We start from the raw sequence: 22891 nt of genomic DNA, 5'->3' as shown, positions 1-22891 counted from the left end.
GTGGAAATGATATGAAGCCATATAAAGTATTGGTTGTTGATGATTCGGCATTTATGCGCAAGATCATTTCCGATTTAATTGAAAATGACGCTGACTTTCAGGTGACGGCAACAGCAAAAAACGGTCGTGAGGCTATCGAAAAAATCAATGAGCTTCGTCCTGATCTGGTTACTATGGATGTAGAAATGCCAGAAATGAACGGCCTGGAAGCGCTGAAAATAATAATGGCCTCAGACCCTCTGCCAGTGATTATGCTGTCAGGGATCAATGAAGAGGGCATGAAGGAAACCATTCTTGCACTGGAATGGGGCGCTTTTGACTTTATTCGTAAACCTTCGATTACCAACTCTCAGGATATCATGGGAGTGGGAGAATCCTTAAGGGAACAAATGAAAGAGGCTATGATGGCCCGGGAGCAGCGCGAAGCACGTGCTTCTGCATTTAAGTTGCCAGACATACCGCCAGTAGAAGTCGCACCGCCAACTGTACCGAGAGTGATAACCGGCAAACCCAAGGTAGAACCTAAAGCTTCACTCAAAAATGAAGTGACCAAAAAACCGCGGGTGAAGCAGCCGTTAGATCATACTGTTCCTAAAAGAGCAGCAAAACCATTAATCTCTACTCCACCACCTTTATCAGAAAAGAGTAATGCAAGGTCAAGAGTGGAGAATAACGCTACCCCACCAAAACCGTTGCCTAAACCTAAAGTGGAAGTGTCTTCTGACGCTCCTGCAAATCCTCAGGTCCGGAAGTATGGGAGTAATGATCTACAAAAGTTGGTTGCCGTAGGGTGCTCTACTGGTGGACCACGTGCTCTAAAGGTATTTCTGGAGAAGATTCCTGCGGATTTTCCAGCACCTATTGTTATTGTGCAGCATATGCCGCCTAACTTTACCAAATCACTGGCCCAGCGACTGAATACCTTTAGCCCGCTAGAAGTGATTGAAGCTGAGCAGGGGATGATATTGCAAAAAGGTACTGCTTATATAGCACCTGGAGGCTATCATTTACAAGTTGTCCCATCCTCTAGAGGGCAATATGCGGTTGTACTCACAAAGGAGGAGGCTCGTAATGGCCATCGACCTTCTGTGGATGTTTTATTTGAATCATTGCTGCCGCTCACATCGTTAGAACGTCATTTGTTACTAATGACAGGGATGGGTAGTGATGGGGCAAGAATGATGAAATCCTTATACGACTCTGGGGTAACCTCAACCTTTGCTGAAAGCGAAGAAACTTGTGTCGTATATGGAATGCCGCGATCTGCGGTGGAATTACAGTGCGTCCAGCACGTACTGCCTTTGCAAGAAATTGCTCCAAGGCTGGTGCAAGCTGTTAAATAACAGAAAAGCGAACTCAAAGGGGAGGTGCTCACTGATGGACATGAACCAATATTTATCCATGTTTATTGATGAGTCGAACGATCATCTGCAGTCATTGAACGAGAGCATGATGGGGCTGGAAGCGAATCCTGAGGACATTAGTATTGTGCAGGTAATATTCCGCTCTGCGCATACCTTAAAAGGTATGGCAGCAACTATGGGCTTTGAAGATTTGGCTTCACTCACACACCAAATGGAAAATGTTCTTGATTTGGTACGCAACAACAAACTGCGCATGCAGGATTTCATTTTTGATACGTTGTTCAAAAGTTTGGATGCCTTGGAGTCTATGGTTGAGGATATTACGGGAGGAGGCGAGGGTAAAGCGGATGTTTCGTCTATCGTCTCCTCCTTACAGGCTATAGTCCGGGGAGAGATTCCTGTTGCGGGTGGTGAGGCAGCTTCTGGCTCAGGACCTGCTGCACAAGCGGTTGAAACCCCGATTCATTTAGATGAGTTTCAATTTTCTGTTCTAGAACAGTCGATTCAAGAAGGACATCAAGTATTATATGTGGACGTAACCATTCGCAAGGATTGTCAGCTTAAGGCAGTACGTGCATATATGGTGTTTGATCTTTTGGAGCGTTCAGGTGAAGTGGTTAAATCCTTCCCATCCGTTCAGGATATTGAACAAGAGAAATTTGATCAAAGCTTCTCTCTCTATTACATAACTCAAAAAAGTGCTGATCAAATTCAGGCTATGATACTAAATCTGTCTGAGATTGATAAGGTATCGGCAGTAGCATTGGATCAAGACTCTCTGCAACAGCTGGGTCAAGAAACAGCAGCAGCTGCCTCTGAAGTGGCTGCCACGACTACTGAGGCTCCAGCAGCAGCTGCACCTGCGGCTTCTGCCGCTAAACCCCTGCCAACCAAAGAAGAGGGCAACAAACCTGCAGTTCACAAAACAGGTGGGGCACCATCACGTACCATTCGTGTGGATATTGAACGTTTGGACGTGTTGATGAATTTATTCAGTGAACTTCTTATCGACCGTGTCCGATTGGAACAGCTGGCTTCTGAGGTTCAAAATGGTGATCTTACAGAAACGGTTGAGCATATGGGCCGGGTAAGCGGAGATCTCCAGAATATTGTAATGAAGCTGCGGATGGTTCCGGTAGATACAGTATTTAACCGATTCCCACGTATGATCCGTGATCTAGCCAAGTCACTAGATAAAAAAGTAGATCTTATCATCACAGGAGCAGAAACTGAGCTAGACCGAACGGTCATTGACGAAATCGGGGATCCGCTGGTGCATTTATTGCGTAATGCTGTTGACCATGGGATCGAATCTATTGCGGATCGTGTTGCTGCTGGTAAGCCCGAGACCGGAACGGTCTATTTGCGGGCTTTCCACAGTGGTAATCACGTCTTCATTGAGATCGAAGAAGATGGAACAGGGATTTATCCGGAAAAGGTTCTGAAATCTGCTGTGAAGAAGGGTGTTATAACACAAGAGCAGGCAGCCAGTATGTCGGACGATGAAGCTTTTCAGTTGTTATTTGCCCCAGGCTTCAGTACAGCAGAGGTCATTTCTGATGTTTCAGGCCGCGGGGTAGGGCTGGATGTAGTGAAATCTAAGATTTCTTCTTTAGGCGGCAATGTAACGATTTATTCTGCTCCAGGTAAAGGAACAAATTTCTCAGTGCAGTTGCCTCTAACTCTATCAATCATTGCTGCAATGCTTATCCGATTAGGTTCCGAGAAGTATGCCATTCCTTTGACCTCTATAGTGGAGACGGGAATCGTGAAGCAATCTCAGATCCGTACAATCCATGGAAATAAAATGGTAGAATTCCGTGATTCGCATATTCCTCTGATTTCTCTAAGTCGCCTCTTTTCTGTACCGGATTATGATGAGAGTACTGAAGAAGAAACAGAAATCGTAGTTGTGCGCAAGGGAGAAAGATTAGTTGCCTTAGCAGTACAGGATTTTATTGGCCAGAACGAGGTTGTGATTAAGAATCTGGGTAAATATTTGCCTGATGTACAAGGAATATCTGGTGCAACCATTCTTGGTGATGGTCAAGTAGCACTTATTATTGATCCGAACGCTTTTATTAAATAACTAGGATAGAACAGGGAGGTTCATTCCATGGCTGAAGATATTAAAGTGATAGTGTTTAAATTAGGCGTAGAGGAATATGGAATTGAAGTTGAAAAGGTACAAACTATTGAGCGCATGATGCCCATTACTCGTGTACCTAAGACCTATTCATTTATTAAAGGTGTAATTAATTTACGTGGTGTTGTTATTCCTGTAATTGATCTACGGGGCCGTTTCGGCATCGAAGAGGCTGAACACACCGATCAGACAAGAATCATCATCGTGTCTGTTAATGAAATGGAAGTAGGCTTCATTGTAGACTCTGCAAATGATGTTATAGATTTGAACAGAGATTCTATTGATACACCTCCTGATGTTGTTGGCGGCATCAAGGCAAAGTATTTGGATGGGGTGGCCAAGATTGGAGACGAGCGCTTACTGATTATGCTTAACTTGTCAGAAGTGCTTAACAAAAGCGAAATCGTTCAATTAGAAAGCCTAGAGGGCTAACCTGTGGAACTATTTAAGCACTATAAGGATTTCAAAATGGATGTGCTTAAGGAAGTTGGGAACATTGGAGCTGGAAATGCAGCCACCGCATTATCACAGCTCTTGAATAAGCCGATAGATATGGCTGTTCCTAAGGTACAGCTCCTTAACTTTGAAGAAATAACAGATAAAGTTGGCGGAGCCGAAGAACTTGTATATGCGGTGTTTCTACGTGTGGAGGGTGAAGCTCCAGGTAACCTGTTTTTCATTCTGTCACCAGAAGCGGCTATGAACTTGCTTAGTCGTATTGCAGGCATTGAGCTATCGAGTGATGAAGAGCTTGGAGAAATGGAGCTTTCTGCACTAAGCGAAATTGGTAATATTTTGGCAGGATCGTATCTTTCTTCTCTAGCAGACTTCACCGCACTTTCTATGTATCCAACCGTGCCGGCCCTTGCTATGGACATGGCTGGCGCTATCCTTAGCTACGGTCTGCTGCAATTCGGGCAGATGGGGGACGATGCTTTGTTGATCGACACTACCTTCTTTGAAGGGAAAAACGAAATTGAAGGGCAATTTTTCCTTATTCCCGATCCGGAATCATTCCCGAAAATCTTCAAATCGCTAGGAGTTCCTTTTGAAAATGATTGAAGAACAAAGCATTATTAAAGTAGGGATGGCGGATCTTAACGTTGGAAGCCAAGACAGTTTAATTCGTACCACAGGTCTTGGCTCTTGCGTGGGATTAACATTGTTTGACCCTGGAAAAAAGCTCGCAGGGATGGCGCATGTGATGCTCCCATCATCTGAGATTGCTAGGGAAGGGCAGTTAAACATCGCTAAGTTTGCAGATACTGCAGTGCCGGAGCTCTTATCCCGTCTGCTAGAGCTTGGGGCGGTTCGGAGCCGGATCGTAGCCAAGATGGCCGGAGGTTCACAAATGTTTGCCTTTGCCGGGGGGAGCGACACCATGAGGATCGGGCCTCGTAATGTTGAATCTTGTAAACTAGCACTTGAAAATTTAAAAATTCCGTTAATCGCAGAAGACACAGGCGGCAATTATGGCCGTACGATAGAAATAGCCTGCAACACTGGTATATTGTTTATTCGCAGTGTGCAAAAAGGCGCTAAGGAACTATAATTATGAATATGATTGGAAACATTTTGATAAACTTGGTGTCGGGTTTGGTAGGTTTCATATTTACCTTTTTTGTAACCTACAGTAACAATGTATTGGGTACTAGTTTATTAAGAAGCCTAATTGCATTTATCATCTGGTTTCTGCTTGCTTTCCTCTTAAGATGGGTATTGGGTTTTATTATGATTCAAACATCGCCTCCAGATGAAGTGGATACTGGTGGTGAAGAACTAGGGGCGAAGCTGGACATCAGCACCCCTAATGAGGATGAAGAATTAATCAATCTACTAAAACCGAAGCCAGGACAAGGAAACGAAAATAGCGAGGGGTTTAAGCCTCTTACACCTCCTAAGCTAGTTTCGATGAAGGATCCTGAAGAATTGGCCAAGGCCGTTCGTCACCTGAAAGAAGAATAAGTGAGGGCTGAGGCGGAATCGGTGATCTTATTGGAAGGTACATTTCGCCGCGAATGCTCGCTGACTAAACTTTGGGAAGGGTGAAAGCTATTGAACGAGCGTAAAGCTTCTCAATTGGAAACTGACGAGCTATGGGAACAGTGGAAAGAACACAGAGACCCTGATGCCAAAAAGAAGCTGATAGAGAGTTATCTCCATATTGTTGATTATGTATCCAGTCGTTTGGCTGTGGGATTACCCAAGAATGTATCCAAAGATGATTTAGCCAGCAATGGGGTTATGGGACTAATTGATGCGATTGAGAAATTCGACTACAAACGAGGATTGCAATTTCAGACCTATGCGTCCTGGCGTGTGCGTGGTGCGATATTAGATTCATTACGCCAAAGTGATTGGGTACCTAGATCCGTTAGGGAAAAAGCTAAAAAAATTGAGGACGCTTATCAGCAGCTGGAGCAGAAGCACTTAAGGTCAGTTAGTGACGAGGAAATGAGCCAATACCTTAATATTAGTGAACTGGAATTTCAAAATATGTTGCAGGATGTGGCTGTGATGTCACTTTGCTCACTGGAAGACCCGATTCGTGAAGAGGAATCAGAGACCCGAATGTCCATACTGGTGGACGATAAAGCTAAGAATCCGGATAGCAAGGTAAATGAATTCTACTTGCGCGAAGCGCTCACCAAAGGTATTGAGAAATTAACGGTGAAAGAAAGGACCGTTGTGTCCCTTTTATATTATGAAGATTTATCTTTAAGTGAGATTGCTGAGGTCATGTCGTTATCTCCTTCAAGAATTTCGCAGTTGCATTCCAAAGCTATTTTGCGGCTGAGGGGAACGCTCGAGAAGAACCGTGATCTCCTTATGCAGAACGATTAACCGTTAGCGGTGACAAGGGGGAGCAAAATTTGATCGGTCAATATGCTTTGAATCAGTACTTGAGTATAACTTTTTCGGAGGACAAAGGGATCGCGTATTTGCAGTTCTCCAAAAAAGATGAGAATTTTTCCTGCTCATCTACAGAACTGGAAGCCTTCCTGCACAGTCACAATATTCGCTACGGTATCAAGAGTGATGTTGTTGAACGTATTTGTAGTCATCCTGAGGAGTTTTTTTGGAGTAAAGTTCCGATTGCTGCAGGTTATCCTGCTGTGCATGGCACGGATGGACGAGTCATGCTTACAGTTGATCTGGAAGAGGACCGCAAACCGCTTGAAAAAGCGGATGGTAAGGTCGACTATAAGGACTTGGTCCGGCTTCAGAATGTGCTTAAAGGAAAGTTAATAGCTAAAATTATCCCTGCCCAGCCTGGAAAGTTAGGGATGACTGTAACTGGCGATGAGCTTGCTTTCAAGGCTGGAAAGGAAGCTCATTTTAAAATCGGGAAAAATGTACTCATTGATAATGAGGGCACTTCAATGTACGCAGCGATTGATGGGCTGGTCACGTTAACTGATAACGGGAAAATCAATGTGTTTCCTGTATATGAAGTGAATGGTGATGTGGATTACAGCACTGGAAATATTGATTTTGTAGGTACGGTCGTCATACGTGGGAATGTCCTTTCAGGCTTCACTGTAAAGTCTGCCGGTGATATTCGGGTTGTAGGCGGCGTTGAAGGTGCAGAGTTAATCTCTGGGGGCTCCATTGAAATTACTGGTGGAATTATCGGATATAACAAAGGCCAAGTTACCGCTGGAAAAAGTGTGAAGGTTTCTTTCATTCAAGATGGAAACGTAACCGCTGGGGAAGATGTAATTGTTTCTCAGAGTATTATGCATTCCAATATACGTGCGGGTAGAGATGTTATCTGTAACGGCTCTAAAGGTTTGATTGTGGGTGGAATCGTTCAGTCTGGAGAAAGAGTTGTAGCAAGAACTATAGGTAACACCATGTCCACTGCGACTGTGATTGAGGTAGGCGTGGTTCCAGAGCTTAGAAATGAGATTAACGAGCTTCGTCAAGAGCTGCGGCAGCTGCTGGAGAACGAGGATAAAACCTCTAAAGCTTTGTATCTATTAAATCAATTGGCTACTAACGGTCAGCTCCCTGCGGATAAAGTGGCGCTTCGCGTCAAATTAAATGCTACTAAACAATCCCATCAACGTGAAGAAAAAAGAATTAAAGAACGGGTACTAGAGATAGAAAGAATGTTAGAAGATACAGGTAGAGCGAGAGTTGAGGTTATCAAAACCATTTATGGCGGTTCAAAGATCATGATCGGCAGATATACCCGATTTGTTAAGGATGCTACGGAACGGGTTGTGTTTATTTATAGTGATGGGGATATATCTTTAACGCCGTACAATTAATCGGGCGGGCAGCATTAGCGGCCGGCCATTACTTGTGAGAGAAGGGTTAAGATGAGCCTAAAACCGGTGGAACTGCAAATTGCTTTGCCTCGCACCACGGAGGCGGGCAAGCTTCAGAATGAATCTCAGCAACGTCCTGCTATCGACCAACATCAATTGGCTGGGCAAAATGTAAAACAAAGTCAGGAATTGGCCATGCGAAGCACAGAAGTGGATGAGTCTTCTGAATCTGCTTTACGTGATGGCGGTGAAAAAAGCAATCAGCATTCAGGTGGCAATTCTTCTTCAGATAAACACTCGAACACGCCTGCAACCCGTGATGCCGAGCATCCTTACAAAGGACAACGAATTGATCTAAGTCTTTAATAAGAATCTACATGAATCTACATCTGATATGTAAAAGGAGATAAGGCACTTGCAACCATGGGTTTATATTGTGCTAGTAGGTGTCGCCGCTATTCTTTATGCCCTTTTACTTCCCGCACGTGTAAAGGAAGGAAAAGCTAATCAGCAAAGCCTCAAAGAAACAGAGGCTGCGCTCGAGCTATATATGGCAGACATAGAGCGCGAGAATGAGGAACTGGTACAATTAGTTAGTAGTATTAAACAACAATCGCAAACTAATCATAATGTACTGCAGGGACAGGTTAATGAATTACAGCGTCAAGTGGTAGAGTTGCAGAACAACTCTTTAAAGCTAGAAGCACGAGTGGCCGAGGAAGAGAAGGGTTTGAAAGAACTTGCAGTGTCAGTTGAACAAAGTTCTAAGGTTAAAGTTGGTGTTAACGAAGACCCGTCTCTCCCAGCAGAGATGAGTTCAGTGTCGCCAGATGTGAAAGCGAAACCTATTAGTTCGATAAAATTACGTTACCCAAGATTGTTTGAACTGCATGAGCAGGGCAAATCGATAGACTCCATTGCCAAGACGGCTGGACTTCAGCGAGGGGAAGTGCAACTGATTCTGCAACTTGCCAAACAGGAGGAATCGGTATGATTAAGAACCGTTCATTCTTGTTCGGGCTAGGCACAGGACTAATTACTGGCGCTTTATTACTTCAATTAATGATCTCCGGTGGAGCGGCTCCACTTACCAAAGAACAAGTTCTACAGGGTGCGGAGAAATTGAATATGAAAGTCATCGATGAAGCTGCAGAACCTTCCTCGGTGGAAGCTGAGAATGATAATAAAGAGCAAATCACAGAGACCGGGGGGCCGACCGCAGAAAGCAAGGAGAACGTCAGCCCCTCTGCGCCGGCTGCTGCAGCCTCCCCCACGCCGGCAATGTCACCTACAACGCCTGAGAGCTCTGAAAAAGCCATTGCGCCAAACAAGCCATCTACGCCTACTGACGGGAAGGTTGAGCAGCCAAAGATCACTCCAAAAGCTAGTGCCGCTCCAACCGCTGTAGCACCTGTAACGCCTAAAGTCACAGCAAATGCTAGTGTTTCTGTTCGAATTCCATCTGGCAGCACATTGACCGCAACAACAGATATTTTAGCGAAGGCTGGCGTCATTAAAGATAAATCTACTTTTCTAGAGGCTGCAAACAAACGTAAGATTAATACCAAAATTCAATCCGGTTCTTATAGCTTTAATAAGGGAGAGAGTATTGACTCCATAATAGAGAAATTAATAACTTTAAAGTGATCGTTGCATACAATGAGATAATATGGTATAGTAATTGACGGTGTTAAAACACACGCCGGTTGATTTCGACAAGGGGTGCTTTCTTCTGAAGAAAGTCTTGCTGAAAGATGACGCATGGCGGAGGAGACACACAATAAACCAAACTTAGGAGGTGTGTGAAGATGGCAGTAATCTCCATGAAACAGCTTCTAGAAGCTGGGGTACACTTCGGTCACCAGACTCGTCGTTGGAACCCGAAGATGGATCGTTATATCTTCACTGAAAGAAACGGAATTTACATTATTGACTTGCAAAAAACAGTCAAAAAGGTAGAGGAAGCTTACAACTTTGTAAAAAGCGTCGCTGGTGACAACGGCACAATCCTATTCGTAGGAACAAAGAAACAAGCTCAAGATTCCGTAAAAGAAGAAGCAGAACGTTCCGGTATGTTCTTCATTAACCAACGTTGGTTGGGCGGAACTCTTACCAACTTCCAAACTATTCAAAAGCGTATTGATCGCTTGAAGAAATTGGAATCTTGGGAAGAAGACGGTACTTTTGAAGTACTACCTAAGAAAGAAGTTATCCTTCTTCGCAAAGAAAAAGATCGTCTTGAAAAATTCTTGGGCGGTATCAAGAACATGAAAGGTCTTCCAAGCGCGCTGTTCATCATTGACCCGCGTAAAGAGCGTATTGCAGTTGCAGAAGCTCGCAAATTGGGTATTCCAATCGTAGCTATCGTTGATACTAACTGTGATCCAGACGAAATCGACTACGTAATTCCAGGTAACGACGACGCTATCCGCGCTGTTAAATTGTTGACTGGTAAAATGGCAGACGCTGTTGTTGAAGCTCACCAAGGCGAAGACACAACTACTGCTTAAGTAGCGACTAACACATACAAGAACTTAAATGAAAAGGGTGGTTGGCAGGTGGATAACCTCTCACTGCCCTTTTTTTAGGATAAAGGCCTTGAATAATGTAAGAAAACGACAATTACCTGGAGGGAATAAACAATGGCAGTTGATGCAAAAGCAGTAAAAGAACTTCGTGAAAGAACAGGCGCTGGTATGCTTGATTGTAAAAAAGCGCTTGAAGAAGCTAATAACGATATCACAAAAGCAGCAGAATTGCTTCGTGAAAAAGGTCTGTCCGCAGCAGCAAACAAAGCAGGACGCATTGCTACTGAAGGCGTTGTAGAATCTTACATCCACGCTGGTGGCCGTATTGGTGTACTTGTAGAAATCAACTGCGAAACTGACTTTGTTGGTAAAACAGATTCCTTCAAGGAATTTGCTCGCGATATCGCTATGCAAATCGCTGCAGCAAATCCGCGTTATGTTCGTCGTGAAGAAGTTCCACAAGAAGATGTTGAGAAAGAAAAAGAAATCCTGAAAGCTCAAGCTTTGAACGAAGGTAAGCCTGAGAAAATCATTGAAAAAATGGTTGAAGGACGTATTGGTAAATATTACGAAGAATATTGCTTGCTTGAGCAAACTTTCGTTAAAGACCCTGACAAAACAATCTCCCAATTGTTGAATGAAAAAATCAGCACAATCGGAGAAAACATCTCGATCCGTCGTTTTGCTCGTTTTGAACTAGGCGAAGGTTTGGAAAAGAAAGTGGATAACTTTGTTGAAGAAGTTATGGCACAAGTTAATCAATAATAGTTTGATCATAAGTGTGAAGAATTGAATAAAGGCAAGCATCAGAAGAGCGGAACACGTACACGTAGTGTTCCGTCTTTTGCAGAAAGTGAGGGTATACATTTGGAACAGCCGGTATTTAAGAGAGTAGTCCTTAAGGTAAGTGGAGAGTCTTTGGCAGGACAAAACGGATATGGTATTGATGCCGACATGATTATTTCCATCGCTGAACAGATCAAGGAAGTTGTAGAGCTTGGCGTTCAGGTTGCGATTGTTTGTGGCGGGGGGAACATTTGGCGCGGGATCGCGGGCAGCGCAAGCGGCATAGATCGCGCTACTGCAGATTATATGGGCATGCTAGCAACAGTAATGAACTCACTTGCACTGCAGGATGCATTGGAGCAAATCGATGTGCCAACAAGAGTACAGACTTCGATCTCGATGCAGCAAATTGCTGAACCATACATTCGTCGTCGTGCGATTCGCCACTTGGAGAAGGGCCGTGTTGTTATTTTTGCAGCAGGCACAGGTAATCCATTCTTCTCAACAGATACTACTGCAGCACTTAGAGCGGCAGAGATCGAAGCAGAAGTTATTCTGATGGCGAAAAATAAGGTTGATGGAGTATATTCTGCTGATCCGTTCAAAGATAGTACAGCTGAGAAATTCGAACAGCTTACTTATATGGATGTTCTGAACAAAAACCTCGGTGTTATGGATTCAACAGCTTCATCTTTATGCATGGATAACAATATACCGCTCATTGTATTTGCCATTACAGAACAAGGCAATATCAAACGTGTCGTTCTCGGTGAGAAGATCGGAACGATTGTTAAAGGGAGTGTAGATTAATGCCACAATCGGTCAAAAAAAATGCTGAAGAGCGTATGGAAAAAGCGATTTCATCGCTAAAACGTGACTTGGCGACATTACGTGCAGGACGTGCAACAACATCACTTCTCGATCGTATTCAAGTTGAATATTACGGGGCACCTACTCCAATTAATCAGCTGGCCAACATTAGTACTCCGGATTCCCGGACACTGTTGATTCAGCCGTGGGACAAAACATCGATGTCTGATATTGAACGGGCGATCATGAAATCCGATATCGGATTGACACCTGCCAATGACGGCACCATTATTCGTCTTTCTATCCCTCCGCTGACTGAAGAGCGTCGGACGGACTTGGTTAAGCTGACTAAGAAGTTTGGTGAAGAAGCGAAAGTAGCGATCCGCAATATTCGCCGTGATGCCAACGATGATATTAAAAAGATGGAGAAAAACGGTATCTCTGAAGATGAGTCCCGTGGCCATCAGGAAGACATTCAAAAAACAACGGATAAGTTCATAGCCGAAGTTGACAAAGTGCTTGTTTCCAAAGAAAAAGAGATTATGGAAGTTTAATGATATTCAAGAGACTTAAGGCCCCTCCGTTAATGGTGGGGTTTGTCTCTTTCTGATAAGAGCTTGGAGGAAACGGAAATGATCAAACGGATTCAAGCGTGGCTGAGCCGTAAAGACAGGCAACAGTCAGTCGAGATTTCACCGGATAACATTCCCCGGCATGTGGCTGTGATAATGGATGGTAATGGACGCTGGGCTAAACGGCGCGGCTTACCGCGCGTTATGGGTCATCAGAACGGCATGAAGGCTGTCAAACGTGCTACGATCGCTGCAGACGAATTGGGTATTAAATACTTAACGATGTATGCGTTCTCGACAGAAAACTGGATACGCCCGAAAGAAGAAGTCGATTACTTGATGCGTTTGCCTGGGGAGTTTCTGGCGATTGAGCTTGATGAGCTAATCGAAAAGAATGTTCAAGTACGCATGATGGGTGACGCTGATGCTTTACCTTCATATACCCGTAAGGCTATGGAAGAGGCGGTAGCTCGAACAAAAGAGAATACTGGATTGATCTTGAATTTTGCTCTTAACTATGGTGGACGCAATGAAATAGAAGGCTGTATGCGCAGTTTAGGGAAAGATATCCAAGCTGGTATATTGTCGCCAGAAGAAATTACATCAGAGTTGATTAGCAACAGACTATTAACTGCTGGTTTACCCGATCCTGATTTGCTGATACGTACAAGCGGAGAAATTCGGCTTAGCAATTTTATGTTATGGCAGATTGCCTATAGTGAACTGTGGTTTACTGATGTGTACTGGCCTGAGTTCGACAAAGAGCATTTGCATCAGGCCGTTGCTGAATATCAACGACGAACACGCCGTTATGGTGGACTGAAGTAGCTTGTTAGGAGATGGAACCTTTGAAGCAGCGATTGATTACCGGAATTGTTGCCGGAGTATTATTTTTAGGGTTATGTGTACTGGGAAACTGGCCGTATCAGGTTCTGCTTATTGCTATGGCTCTTATAGGTTTTTATGAATTTGTCAAAATGATAGGTATTCCTACGCTTTCCGGTACTACTGTTCTGGGTTACGCAGCTATTCTAAGCTTCATGATCCCATGGAATTTGCTTGGTGTTTCTGAGCCGTTATCCTGGGAGCAAGGGATTTGGATTCTGCTGTTATTGTTCCTTCTGGTCACCGTTTTTACTAAGAATAAATTAGATATTCGAGTAACAGCGTTGCTGTTTACTGGTATAGTATACATTGGAATGGGCTTCTCTTATATGGCCGTGGCTCGTGCATCGGATGACGGACATGGTTTGTTCTGGACTTTTTTGCTCCTGTTCTGCATTTGGGGCAGTGATGCGGGAGCATATTTTGTAGGCAGAAGCTTTGGTAAGAACAAGCTCTGGCCGGCCATCAGTCCTAACAAAACGGTGGAAGGTGCTGTTGGCGGGGTACTGATCTCGATGCTTATTTCTATCGTGTTTGCGCTGCTTGCTCCTGAACACTTGACGATAGGACGAGCATTGCTTATTGGGCTTTCTTGTGCGATATTAGGACAGCTTGGAGATCTTGTGCAGTCAGCTTATAAACGTGCGTATGGCATTAAAGACTCAGGTACACTTTTGCCAGGGCATGGCGGTATTCTTGATCGATGTGACAGCTGGATTATCGTATTTCCATTCGTACATATTGTAATGCTTATGCCTTACTATTAAACGAAGGGAGAGAGTATAACTATGAAAAAAATAAGTGTTCTAGGTTCGACGGGTTCGATCGGCACTCAGACTCTAGATGTCATCGCAATGCACCCAGACTCTTTTGAAGTAGATGGCTTGGCGGCCGGAACAAATACAGCATTATTACTGGAGCAAGTTCGTCGTTTTAACCCGCGTAGAGTCTCTGTGGCAACGAAAGAGCTGGCAGATGAGATTAGATCCAGCCTACCTTCTGGTATAGAGCTTTACAGTGGGAATGAAGGGCTTGTGGAAGTGGCGGCTGGCGGCGATGCTGAAATGGTCGTAACGGCTGTTATGGGAAGCGTAGGGCTTCAATCAACACTAGCGGCAATTGAAGCCGGCAAACATATTGGACTCGCCAATAAGGAGACATTAGTAACGGCCGGACATTTGGTCACTGATCTTGCGAATCGTAAGGGAGTTAAGCTGTTGCCGATTGATAGTGAGCATTCAGCTATTTACCAATGTCTCAATGGTGAGAATATCTCTGATATTGCCTACATCACTTTAACAGCATCCGGCGGCTCATTCCGTGACTTTACGCGTGATCAGCTTAAGGATGTGACGGTAGAAGATGCGCTTCGTCATCCGAATTGGAGCATGGGCGCGAAAATAACGATAGATTCTGCTACAATGGTGAACAAGGGCCTAGAGGTTATTGAAGCACATTGGTTATTCGGTCTTCCGTATGAACAAGTGAATGTGCTGCTGCACCCGGAGAGCATCATTCACTCTTATGTTGAATTCCGTGACAGCAGTATTATTGCCCAGCTTGGCAATCCCGATATGCGTGTCCCGATTCAATATGCACTTACTTATCCAGATCGTTGGGAATCTCCGGCACAGCGTTTATCGTTAGCTGAGATAGGACGTTTGACCTTCCGTGAAATGGACTTTGAACGTTACCCTGCACTGAAGCTAGCGATAGATTGTGGAAAAGCTGGTGGAACGGCGACTACGGCTTTCAATGCTGCAAACGAAATAGCTGTTGCTCGATTCTTGAGTCATGAGATCTCGTTTCTGCGTATTGAGGAGATTATCGGAGAAGTGCTAGATCGTCATAATAACGATCATAATCCGAATCTGGAACAAATTGAATCCTGTGATAGACGTGTTCGAGAACTGGCAGCTACGCTGTAGAACGTAGAAAGATCTCCTTTTAAAAATATAAGAAAGTATAAGTTTCACTTTATACATTATCCTTATATTTCTCGCGTAAACGCGTACCGTCTCCTTAAGGGACACCGATGGCGTTATTGCTTGACTGGAAATACTTACTTTGCCCTAAAAATAGGTTGGGACAGTTGATTCTCTTGTGCCTGATCGGAGAATAATGATAAATTAAGAGGACATACTTCGGTCTTACACCTAAAGGGGGATGATACGTTTGGAAATGGTTCAGGTCGTTTTTTTAACGGTGCTCATGTTTTTTGTACTTGTGACTGTACACGAATGGGGTCACTATTATTTTGCCAAACGCGCCGGTATTCTCGTGAGGGAATTTGCTATCGGTTTCGGTCCGAAACTGTTTTCTTATAAACGGAATGAGACTCAGTTCACTCTTCGCTTACTGCCTTTTGGCGGTTATGCCCGAATGGCTGGTGAAGATCCTGAGATTGTTGAGATTGGTTCTGGACAGACCATTGCGGTAAGGCTCGGACAAGACAATAAAGTTAAAAACATTTATCTGGATGCACTAGACACCCGTAGAAATGTTATCCGTGGTGAGGCGTTGAATACCGATCTCGAAGATAAATTGCAGATTACCTTAGATGTGGACGGAGAAGTTACTACTTATGATGTTCATCCGCAAGCGATGATGATTAAAGGGACGCAACAGACACAAATTGCACCTAAAGATCGTCAATTCGGCAGCAAGACCGTGGGTCAGCGTGCGTTGGCTATCGTTGCGGGTCCTGTGATGAACTTTCTGTTAGCCTTTGTACTCTTCGCCATCCATTTGCAAATGGTCGGTATTCAAGTTGAAAATCCTACTTTTGTTAAGATTGGCGACGTCTCCGAAGGAATGCCTGCACAAGAAGCAGGACTCCAAAAGGGCGACATCATTGTCTCCATCAATGGTGAGAAAATCGGTGCTGATTACCAAAAAATGATTAGCTTGACCTCGGAGTCCAAAGGTAAAGAAATGAACTGGACGCTGCAACGGGGAGAGGAAACCCTTAACGTCACGCTAGTTCCTCGTAGTATGGAAGGACAAGAAGGCGGTAAAATAGGTATTACTCCTGAGCTGCCTACTCGTAAAGCTGGTTTTGGCGAGACGATAACAGGTTCAGGAAAAGCTATGGTCGATACAACAGAAGCTATCTTTTTGGGCTTTAAACAATTGATCAATAAATTCAATATGGATGATATTGGAGGTCCGGTCCGTACGTTTGAGGTAACCGGTCAAATTGCTCAACAAGGTATTCAGTATCTTACCTACTGGGCCGCTATTTTGAGTCTATATCTGGGGATATTTAACCTCTTGCCGATTCCGGCACTCGATGGAAGCCGTCTGGCATTCCTAGGTGTAGAGGCACTGCGTGGCAAACCTGTGGATCCGGGTCATGAAGGCATGGTTCACTTTGTAGGTTTTGCACTGCTATTTTTATTAATGATTGCTGTTACGTATAATGATATTTTACGTTTGATCAGCGGCTAATTTTCTTCGGGAGGCATTCCATTACATGGCTAAAGATAAACAATTCGTTACGGAAATCACGCCGCAAAGCGAGGATTTCTCACGCTGGTATATTGATGTTATTAAAAAAGGAGACTTGATGGATTACTCTCCTGTTCGTGGCTGTATTGTATTTAAGCCAGAAGGCTATGAAATATGGGAGCATATTCAGGAGGAAATGAACCGTCGCCTCAAGGAAACTGGACATCGGAACGCTTATTTTCCGGTGTTCATTCCGGAGAGTTTCTTTCAGAAGGAAAAGGATCACATTGAAGGCTTTAATCCAGAGCTGCCATGGGTAACAGAAGCGGGTGGTGACGTACTTGAGGAACGTCTCGCAGTTCGTCCTACTTCAGAGACCATGTTCGGCCACATGTACTCCAAATGGATTCAATCCTATCGTGACCTTCCTGTACTTATCAATCAATGGGCGAACGTGGTTCGTTGGGAGAAACGTACATTACCATTTATCCGCACGACTGAGTTTCTTTGGCAAGAAGGGCATACCGCACATGAGAATGAAGCGGAAGCTCGTGAAGAAACTATGCGGATGCTGGATAACTACCGTGATTTTGTCGAGACCTATCTTGCCATTCCGGTAATTACCGGACAAAAGACACCTTCCGAGCGTTTTGCCGGTGCGGTAGATACGTATTCTATTGAAGCGATGATGAAGGATGGACGCGCTGTTCAGGCTGCTACTTCACATTACCTCGGCACCAAGTTTGCCACAGCTTTTGAGATTCAATATTTAAGCCGTGACAATAATTTGGAGTATGTACACACTACTTCATGGGGCTCAACGACTCGTTTGATTGGCTCCTTGATTATGGTACATGGAGATGATCGCGGTCTTGTTCTGCCGCCTAAGGTAGCTCCAACGCAAGTTATTATGATTCCTATCGGACCTCCTAAGACCCGCGAAGCTGTGATTGGGCGGACGGACGAGCTGTTCAAGGAATTGAAGAATGCTGGCGTTCGTGTACGTGTAGATGATCGCTCAGATGTTACTCCAGGCTGGAAGTTTAATGAATATGAAATGCGTGGAGTGCCAGTACGTTTGGAGCTTGGACCACGCGATATGGAGAATGGCGTCTGCGTTCTCGTCTCACGTGTCACCGGTGAGAAGAAGGTTATTCAACAGGAAAACCTCGTAGAAGAGGTTCAAACAATGCTTGAACAGGTTCACAACGAAATGTTCGAACGTGCCCTGAAATTCCGCGAGGACCACTTCTATTCTGTGGATTCCTTGGAGGAAATGAAGGCTTCGATGGATGAAAAACGTGGATTTGCTCTAGCTGGGTGGTGTGGTTCCGAAGAATGCGAGTCCAAAGTTAAGGAAGAGACAGGTGCGGGTAGCCGCAATATTCCTTTTGATCCAGCGGAGACTAAGCAAGTCTGCATTTGCTGTGGCCAACCAGCCAAGCATACTGTGGTTTTTGCAAAGGCATATTAATCTTTAGGCACCGATCAACAGTCTTGTAGTATTTTAATTTAGCTTCTGGAGAGAGGAGTCGGCGGGCCGTAAGAACCCAATGCTTTTTGAACCCAGAAGCTTTTTAAAATATAAGAATTTATAGGCTTTCGCTATAAATTATCCTTATATTTTTACGAGAAACAGTTGTCGTCTTTAAAAGATGAAAACATTGTTTCTTCTTATCATATTGTACTTTCACTGTATATCATGGATAGTTTTAACTGGGTTATTAAAGGTGGGAGGAAAGCATGGAACAAAACCAGGAGAGAAGAAAAAGGTTCGAGCTCTTGATGAAGCAGGGTGAAATACCGCCTGCAATCATGGATCCCTACTTTTTAGACGGGTATATAGAACGTGTTGAGATCAGTCGCGGCAACCGAGACTGGCAAATCGTTATTACGAAAGAAAGTCTGGTTCCAGCACAGGTATATCGGACATTTTGCCTTAGAATGCGCGAGAAGCTACAGCATATAGCTAAAGTAAGCTTTTTGTTCCTATACGATGAGAAGGTTAGTAGAGCAGAGCTTGTCCAAGAATATTGGGGACTGTTTCTGGAGTGGGTGCATCGGGAGATTCCATCGGTAAACGGCTGGCTGACCCGCTCCTCACAGGAGCTTAAAGAGGACACTTTAATGTTAACGATGAGTGATTCCACCTCGATGGAGCTGGCTCGCAAAAAAGGCATCGATGGTGCAATTATTAAATTTTATGATAAATATTTCGGTCTCTCCTTAAAAGTTAAATTACTAATGGCGGAGAACGAAAATAATAATGTTGAAGCATTCGAAGAATTTCAGCAAAAGCTTCAGCAAGAACAACGCGAGATTGTTGAGCAGATGATGACTGCTGTGGAAACAGAAGCTCCTGCTGATGATAGCGATCCTAATGAAGTAATTAAGCTTCAAGTGGGGTATGAAATTAAGGAACAAGCCGTGCCGATTCTTGAAATTCAAGATGAAGAGAAGAAAATTACAATTCAGGGTACCATTTTTGGTCTGGATCGTAAGGAGCTTCGCAATGGCAGTACCTTGTTCACTTTCAGTCTGACCGATTTTACGGATTCTTTACAAATGAAGATGTTCGCGAAGACTAAAGATGATCTGAAGGTTATGAGTCAGCTAGCTAATGGCAAATGGGTAAGAGCACGCGGGAAAGTTGAATATGACCGTTTTATGCAGATTCCTGAGCTCGTGATGATCCCTTCGGATTTAACGGAAGTTAAGGCACCGCCTGCGCGTAAAGATACTGCTCCTAAGAAACGGGTGGAATTCCACCTTCACACTACGATGAGTACGATGGATGCAGTCACTCCGATCACTACCTATGTCAAAACAGCTGCCCAGTGGGGTCATCCTGCGATTGCTATTTCTGATCACGGCGGCGTTCAGGCTTTTCCTGATGCAAACCATGCAGCTCATAAGCATAAGATAAAAATGATTTATGGTGTGGAAGCTAATGTTGTGAATGATTCTGTGAATATTGTCGAGAACGCTCAGCCTTTGGACTTGAAGACAGCTACCTATGTAGTGTTTGATATAGAAACCACGGGTTTATCGATTACCCGCAATAATATTACGGAGCTGGCGGCCATTAAAATGTGCGAAGGCAAAGAAGTAGACCGTTATTCTACTTTTGTGAATCCGCATGAGAAAATTCCTTATCATATTCAGCAATTGACCAATATTACGGATGAAATGGTTAAGGATGCTCCTGATCTTGAGCCAGTGCTGCGTAAGTTTGTTGAATTTGTGGGTGACAGTATCCTTGTAGCTCATAACGCCAGATTTGATATGGGTTTTATTCAGGCCTCGTTACGTAAAATAGGTGAACCTGATCTTCCGAATCCATCTCTTGATACGCTTGAGCTCGCACGGTTACTATATCCAAGCATGAAGAATCACAGGCTGAACACATTAGCCGATAAATATAAAGTTCTTCTGGAAAGCCATCACCGAGCGATTGATGATACCATAGCACTCGGCGGTATATTAACAGGATTGCTCGCAGATGCTGAAAAGATGAAGGGCATGACCCGCCTTGATCGACTAAATGATTATGTGGGTAATGATCTTTCGAACACAAGACCGTTCCACTGTAATATTTATGCACTTAATCAAATAGGCAAAAAAAATCTCTATAAGCTCATTTCCATGTCACATACGGAATATTTCAAGCGTGTACCTTGTATTCCGAAATCCAAGCTGGAAGAGCATAGAGATGGACTACTAGTGATTTCCGGTTGTGAACGTGGAGAGTTTTTTGAAGCAGTACTCAACAAAACGACTGAGGAAGCCATGGAGGTTGCTCATTTTTATGATGTGCTGGAGATTCAGCCATTGACCATGTACATGCACTTGGTGGACAAGGGCTTTGTAGCAGGTCCTGATGAGCTTCGCGATGTAGTCCGGAAGGTTTGCGAAATAGGGGAACAGTTGAATAAACCTGTTATCGCAACTGGGAATGTGCATTATCTTGAACCCCGGGACAAGCTGTATCGTGATATTACGATTAATGGGATCACAGGCTTTAGTCCGCTTAAAGACCAACGCAAACCGGATGCACACTTCCGCACAACGGATGAAATGCTGTCTGAATTCGAATTTCTCGGTGCTGAAAAAGCGATGGAAGTCGTTGTCACAAATACAGTTGAGCTGGCGGAGCGTTTTGAAGAACTGGAGCTATTTCCAGATAAGCTATTTACACCAATTATTGACGGTGCGGACGAAGAAATTCGCGAGACCTGCTACAATACTGCCAAATCCATTTACGGTGAAGAGCTGCCTGAGGTAGTTATTGCCCGTTTGGAGAAAGAGCTTGCACCGATTATTAAATACGGGTTCTCTGCCAACTATTTGATTTCTGAACGTCTCGTTAAAAAGTCAAATCAGGATGGGTATCTCGTAGGCTCGCGGGGTTCCGTAGGTTCTTCTGTAGTCGCTACATTTCTTGGGATTTCAGAAGTTAATCCTTTGCCTGCGCATTATATTTGCCTAGACCCCAAGTGTCGCCATAGTGAATGGTTCCTGGACGGTAGTGTGCGGAGCGGATTCGATTTACCAGATAAAGTCTGCCCGGATTGCGGTCAGAAGCTCAAAGGTGAAGGCCAGGATATTCCGTTCGAGACCTTCCTTGGATTTAAAGGGGATAAAGTTCCCGATATCGACTTGAACTTCTCAGGGGAATATCAGCCGAATGCACATAACTTTACTAAAGAAATGTTTGGTGAAAAAAATGTATTCCGTGCCGGAACGATTGGTACCGTAGCTGAAAAGACTGCCTTCGGATTTGCAAAAAAATACGAAGAACTGCACCAGAAACGTTGGCGTGGAGCTGAAGTTGGCCGTCTGGCGGCTGGCTGTACAGGCGTTAAACGTAGTACGGGACAGCATCCGGGTGGTATAGTCGTTGTTCCAGACTATATGGAGGTAGAAGATATTACGCCAGTACAATTCCCGGCGGATGATGTCAATGCTGAATGGAAGACCACACACTTTGATTATCACGCTTTTGACGCGAATTTGCTGAAGCTTGATATTCTGGGTCATGATGATCCGACGATGATGCGGATGCTTCAGGATTTGACAGGTGTTGATCCTACTTCTATCCCGATGAATGATCCGAAAGTAATGAGCATGTTTAACTCTACAGATGCACTTGGAGTGAGACCAGACGAGATCAGATCACCGGTTGCGACCTATGGTGTGCCCGAAATGGGTACCAAGTTCGTACGTCAAATGCTTATTGAGTCGAAGCCGTCCAGCTTTGCTGACTTACTGCAAATATCAGGTTTGTCTCATGGGACTGGAGTTTGGCTTGGTAACGCTCAAGAGCTTATAAAGAATAACACTTGTAACATTAAGACCGTTATCGGTTGTCGTGATGACATCATGCTCTTCTTAATTTATAAAGCGGGAATGGATGCGAGCTTGGCCTTTAAAATTACCGAGAGTGTTCGTAAAGGTAAAGGTTTATCTGACGAATGGATCGAGGAAATGAAAAAGTGCAAGGTCCCACAATGGTATATTGATTCTTGTCTGAAGATTCAATACATGTTCCCGAAGGCACATGCTGCTGCATACGTAATTTCTGCAGTACGTACCGCCTACTTCAAGCTGTATCATCCTATTGAATATTATGCGACTTATTTCTCTGTACGTGCAGCGGATTTTGATATTGAATTGTGCTGTAAAGGGTATGAAGCCATCAGCCGTCAGATCGTAGAAATTGAGCAAAAAGGATTTCAGGCTTTGCCCAAGGAAAAGGCTATGTTGCCTGTCCTTGAGATGGCTTTGGAGATGACAGCACGTGGGTTTACATTCAAGAACATTGATCTTTACCGCTCAGAAGCGAATAAGTTTATTGTTGATGACAAGAGTTTGATTCCTCCGTTTTCTGCTTTAGCGGGAATTGGTGAGAATGCTGCTATCAACATAGCTGCTGCGAAAGATGCTGGCGAGTTCCTGTCTATTGAAGATTTCCAGCAGAAATCAAAGGCAAGTAAGACGGTTATTGAGCTGCTGACCGGCATGGGCTGCTTCCGCGGTTTACCGGAAAGCAATCAACTTTCCCTATTTTAAA

At 44.1% G+C, this 22891-nt stretch carries 21 protein-coding genes; all 21 read left to right on the top strand.

What is annotated here, in order from left to right; translation table 11 throughout:
• Positions 1 to 11 precede the first annotated feature (11 nt).
• The 21 genes from MKZ09_RS21145 (at position 12) to MKZ09_RS21045 (ending at position 22890) form a co-directional block, all read left to right on the top strand.
• On the top strand, positions 12 to 1343 hold the full coding sequence (locus MKZ09_RS21145; RefSeq protein WP_076201708.1) for a protein-glutamate methylesterase/protein-glutamine glutaminase: 1332 nt from the start codon (positions 12 to 14) through the stop codon (positions 1341 to 1343).
• A gap of 34 nt (positions 1344 to 1377) precedes the next feature.
• Positions 1378 to 3453 (top strand): chemotaxis protein CheA, encoded by a 2076-nt coding sequence (locus MKZ09_RS21140; RefSeq protein ID WP_076201710.1) that lies wholly within the window; start codon positions 1378 to 1380, stop codon positions 3451 to 3453.
• Between the two features lie 27 nt (positions 3454 to 3480).
• The gene (locus MKZ09_RS21135; RefSeq protein WP_036688501.1) at positions 3481 to 3942 is read left to right on the top strand and encodes a chemotaxis protein CheW; all 462 of its coding nucleotides are present in this window, start codon (positions 3481 to 3483) and stop codon (positions 3940 to 3942) included.
• A 36-nt stretch (positions 3943 to 3978) separates the two neighbouring features.
• Positions 3979 to 4572 carry a chemotaxis protein CheC gene (locus MKZ09_RS21130; protein ID WP_370511156.1) on the top strand — a complete coding sequence of 198 codons (594 nt, stop codon included), beginning with the start codon at positions 3979 to 3981 and terminating at the stop codon, positions 4570 to 4572.
• Positions 4565 to 5062 (top strand): chemotaxis protein CheD, encoded by a 498-nt coding sequence (locus MKZ09_RS21125; RefSeq protein WP_036688499.1) that lies wholly within the window; start codon positions 4565 to 4567, stop codon positions 5060 to 5062. The genes MKZ09_RS21130 and MKZ09_RS21125 overlap by 8 nt, the downstream gene beginning before the upstream one ends.
• A 2-nt stretch (positions 5063 to 5064) precedes the next feature.
• Positions 5065 to 5475: a hypothetical protein gene (locus tag MKZ09_RS21120; protein ID WP_370510564.1), complete on the top strand. Its 411-nt coding sequence runs from the start codon at positions 5065 to 5067 to the stop codon at positions 5473 to 5475.
• A gap of 90 nt (positions 5476 to 5565) precedes the next feature.
• Positions 5566 to 6354, top strand: a complete 789-nt coding sequence (locus tag MKZ09_RS21115) for a FliA/WhiG family RNA polymerase sigma factor (protein ID WP_076127824.1) — start codon at positions 5566 to 5568, stop codon at positions 6352 to 6354.
• A 29-nt stretch (positions 6355 to 6383) separates the two neighbouring features.
• Positions 6384 to 7787, top strand: a complete 1404-nt coding sequence (locus tag MKZ09_RS21110) for a DUF342 domain-containing protein (RefSeq protein ID WP_076136402.1) — start codon at positions 6384 to 6386, stop codon at positions 7785 to 7787.
• A gap of 51 nt (positions 7788 to 7838) precedes the next feature.
• Positions 7839 to 8153, top strand: coding sequence for a hypothetical protein (locus tag MKZ09_RS21105; protein WP_076201712.1), 315 nt, complete (start codon positions 7839 to 7841; stop codon positions 8151 to 8153).
• 49 nt (positions 8154 to 8202) lie between these two features.
• Entirely contained in the window at positions 8203 to 8781 is a 579-nt protein-coding gene (locus tag MKZ09_RS21100; RefSeq protein ID WP_076201715.1) for a hypothetical protein, read from the top strand.
• Positions 8778 to 9434, top strand: a complete 657-nt coding sequence (locus tag MKZ09_RS21095; protein ID WP_076201717.1) for an endolytic transglycosylase MltG — start codon at positions 8778 to 8780, stop codon at positions 9432 to 9434. The genes MKZ09_RS21100 and MKZ09_RS21095 overlap by 4 nt, the downstream gene beginning before the upstream one ends.
• Positions 9435 to 9595: 161 nt before the next feature.
• The gene (gene rpsB / locus MKZ09_RS21090) at positions 9596 to 10297 is read left to right on the top strand and encodes a 30S ribosomal protein S2 (protein ID WP_036688493.1); all 702 of its coding nucleotides are present in this window, start codon (positions 9596 to 9598) and stop codon (positions 10295 to 10297) included.
• 132 nt (positions 10298 to 10429) lie between these two features.
• The gene (gene tsf / locus MKZ09_RS21085; protein WP_036688492.1) at positions 10430 to 11080 is read left to right on the top strand and encodes a translation elongation factor Ts; all 651 of its coding nucleotides are present in this window, start codon (positions 10430 to 10432) and stop codon (positions 11078 to 11080) included.
• Between the two features lie 102 nt (positions 11081 to 11182).
• On the top strand, positions 11183 to 11911 hold the full coding sequence (gene pyrH, locus MKZ09_RS21080; RefSeq protein WP_036688491.1) for a UMP kinase: 729 nt from the start codon (positions 11183 to 11185) through the stop codon (positions 11909 to 11911).
• The gene (gene frr / locus MKZ09_RS21075) at positions 11911 to 12465 is read left to right on the top strand and encodes a ribosome recycling factor (RefSeq protein WP_076127832.1); all 555 of its coding nucleotides are present in this window, start codon (positions 11911 to 11913) and stop codon (positions 12463 to 12465) included. Before pyrH ends, frr begins: the two co-directional genes overlap by 1 nt.
• A 78-nt stretch (positions 12466 to 12543) precedes the next feature.
• Positions 12544 to 13311: an isoprenyl transferase gene (locus tag MKZ09_RS21070; RefSeq protein ID WP_076136409.1), complete on the top strand. Its 768-nt coding sequence runs from the start codon at positions 12544 to 12546 to the stop codon at positions 13309 to 13311.
• A 20-nt stretch (positions 13312 to 13331) separates the two neighbouring features.
• Positions 13332 to 14135, top strand: coding sequence for a phosphatidate cytidylyltransferase (locus MKZ09_RS21065; protein ID WP_076136410.1), 804 nt, complete (start codon positions 13332 to 13334; stop codon positions 14133 to 14135).
• A 21-nt stretch (positions 14136 to 14156) separates the two neighbouring features.
• Positions 14157 to 15296: a 1-deoxy-D-xylulose-5-phosphate reductoisomerase gene (locus MKZ09_RS21060; RefSeq protein WP_076136412.1), complete on the top strand. Its 1140-nt coding sequence runs from the start codon at positions 14157 to 14159 to the stop codon at positions 15294 to 15296.
• A 247-nt stretch (positions 15297 to 15543) separates the two neighbouring features.
• Positions 15544 to 16818 (top strand): RIP metalloprotease RseP, encoded by a 1275-nt coding sequence (rseP, locus tag MKZ09_RS21055; protein WP_076127839.1) that lies wholly within the window; start codon positions 15544 to 15546, stop codon positions 16816 to 16818.
• Positions 16819 to 16843: 25 nt separating this feature from the next.
• Positions 16844 to 18292, top strand: a complete 1449-nt coding sequence (gene proS / locus MKZ09_RS21050) for a proline--tRNA ligase (protein WP_036688477.1) — start codon at positions 16844 to 16846, stop codon at positions 18290 to 18292.
• A gap of 269 nt (positions 18293 to 18561) precedes the next feature.
• Complete coding sequence (locus MKZ09_RS21045; RefSeq protein ID WP_076201719.1) at positions 18562 to 22890, top strand: PolC-type DNA polymerase III; 4329 nt, start codon at positions 18562 to 18564, stop codon at positions 22888 to 22890.
• The last annotated feature ends 1 nt before the right edge of the window (position 22891 follow it).

The sequence above is a fragment of the Paenibacillus sp. FSL R5-0908 genome, from assembly GCF_038006245.1.
Lineage (GTDB): Bacteria > Bacillota > Bacilli > Paenibacillales > Paenibacillaceae > Paenibacillus_AQ > Paenibacillus_AQ odorifer.
Note: the sequence above shows the minus strand (reverse complement) of the source record. Positions and strands in the feature narration are given on the sequence as shown.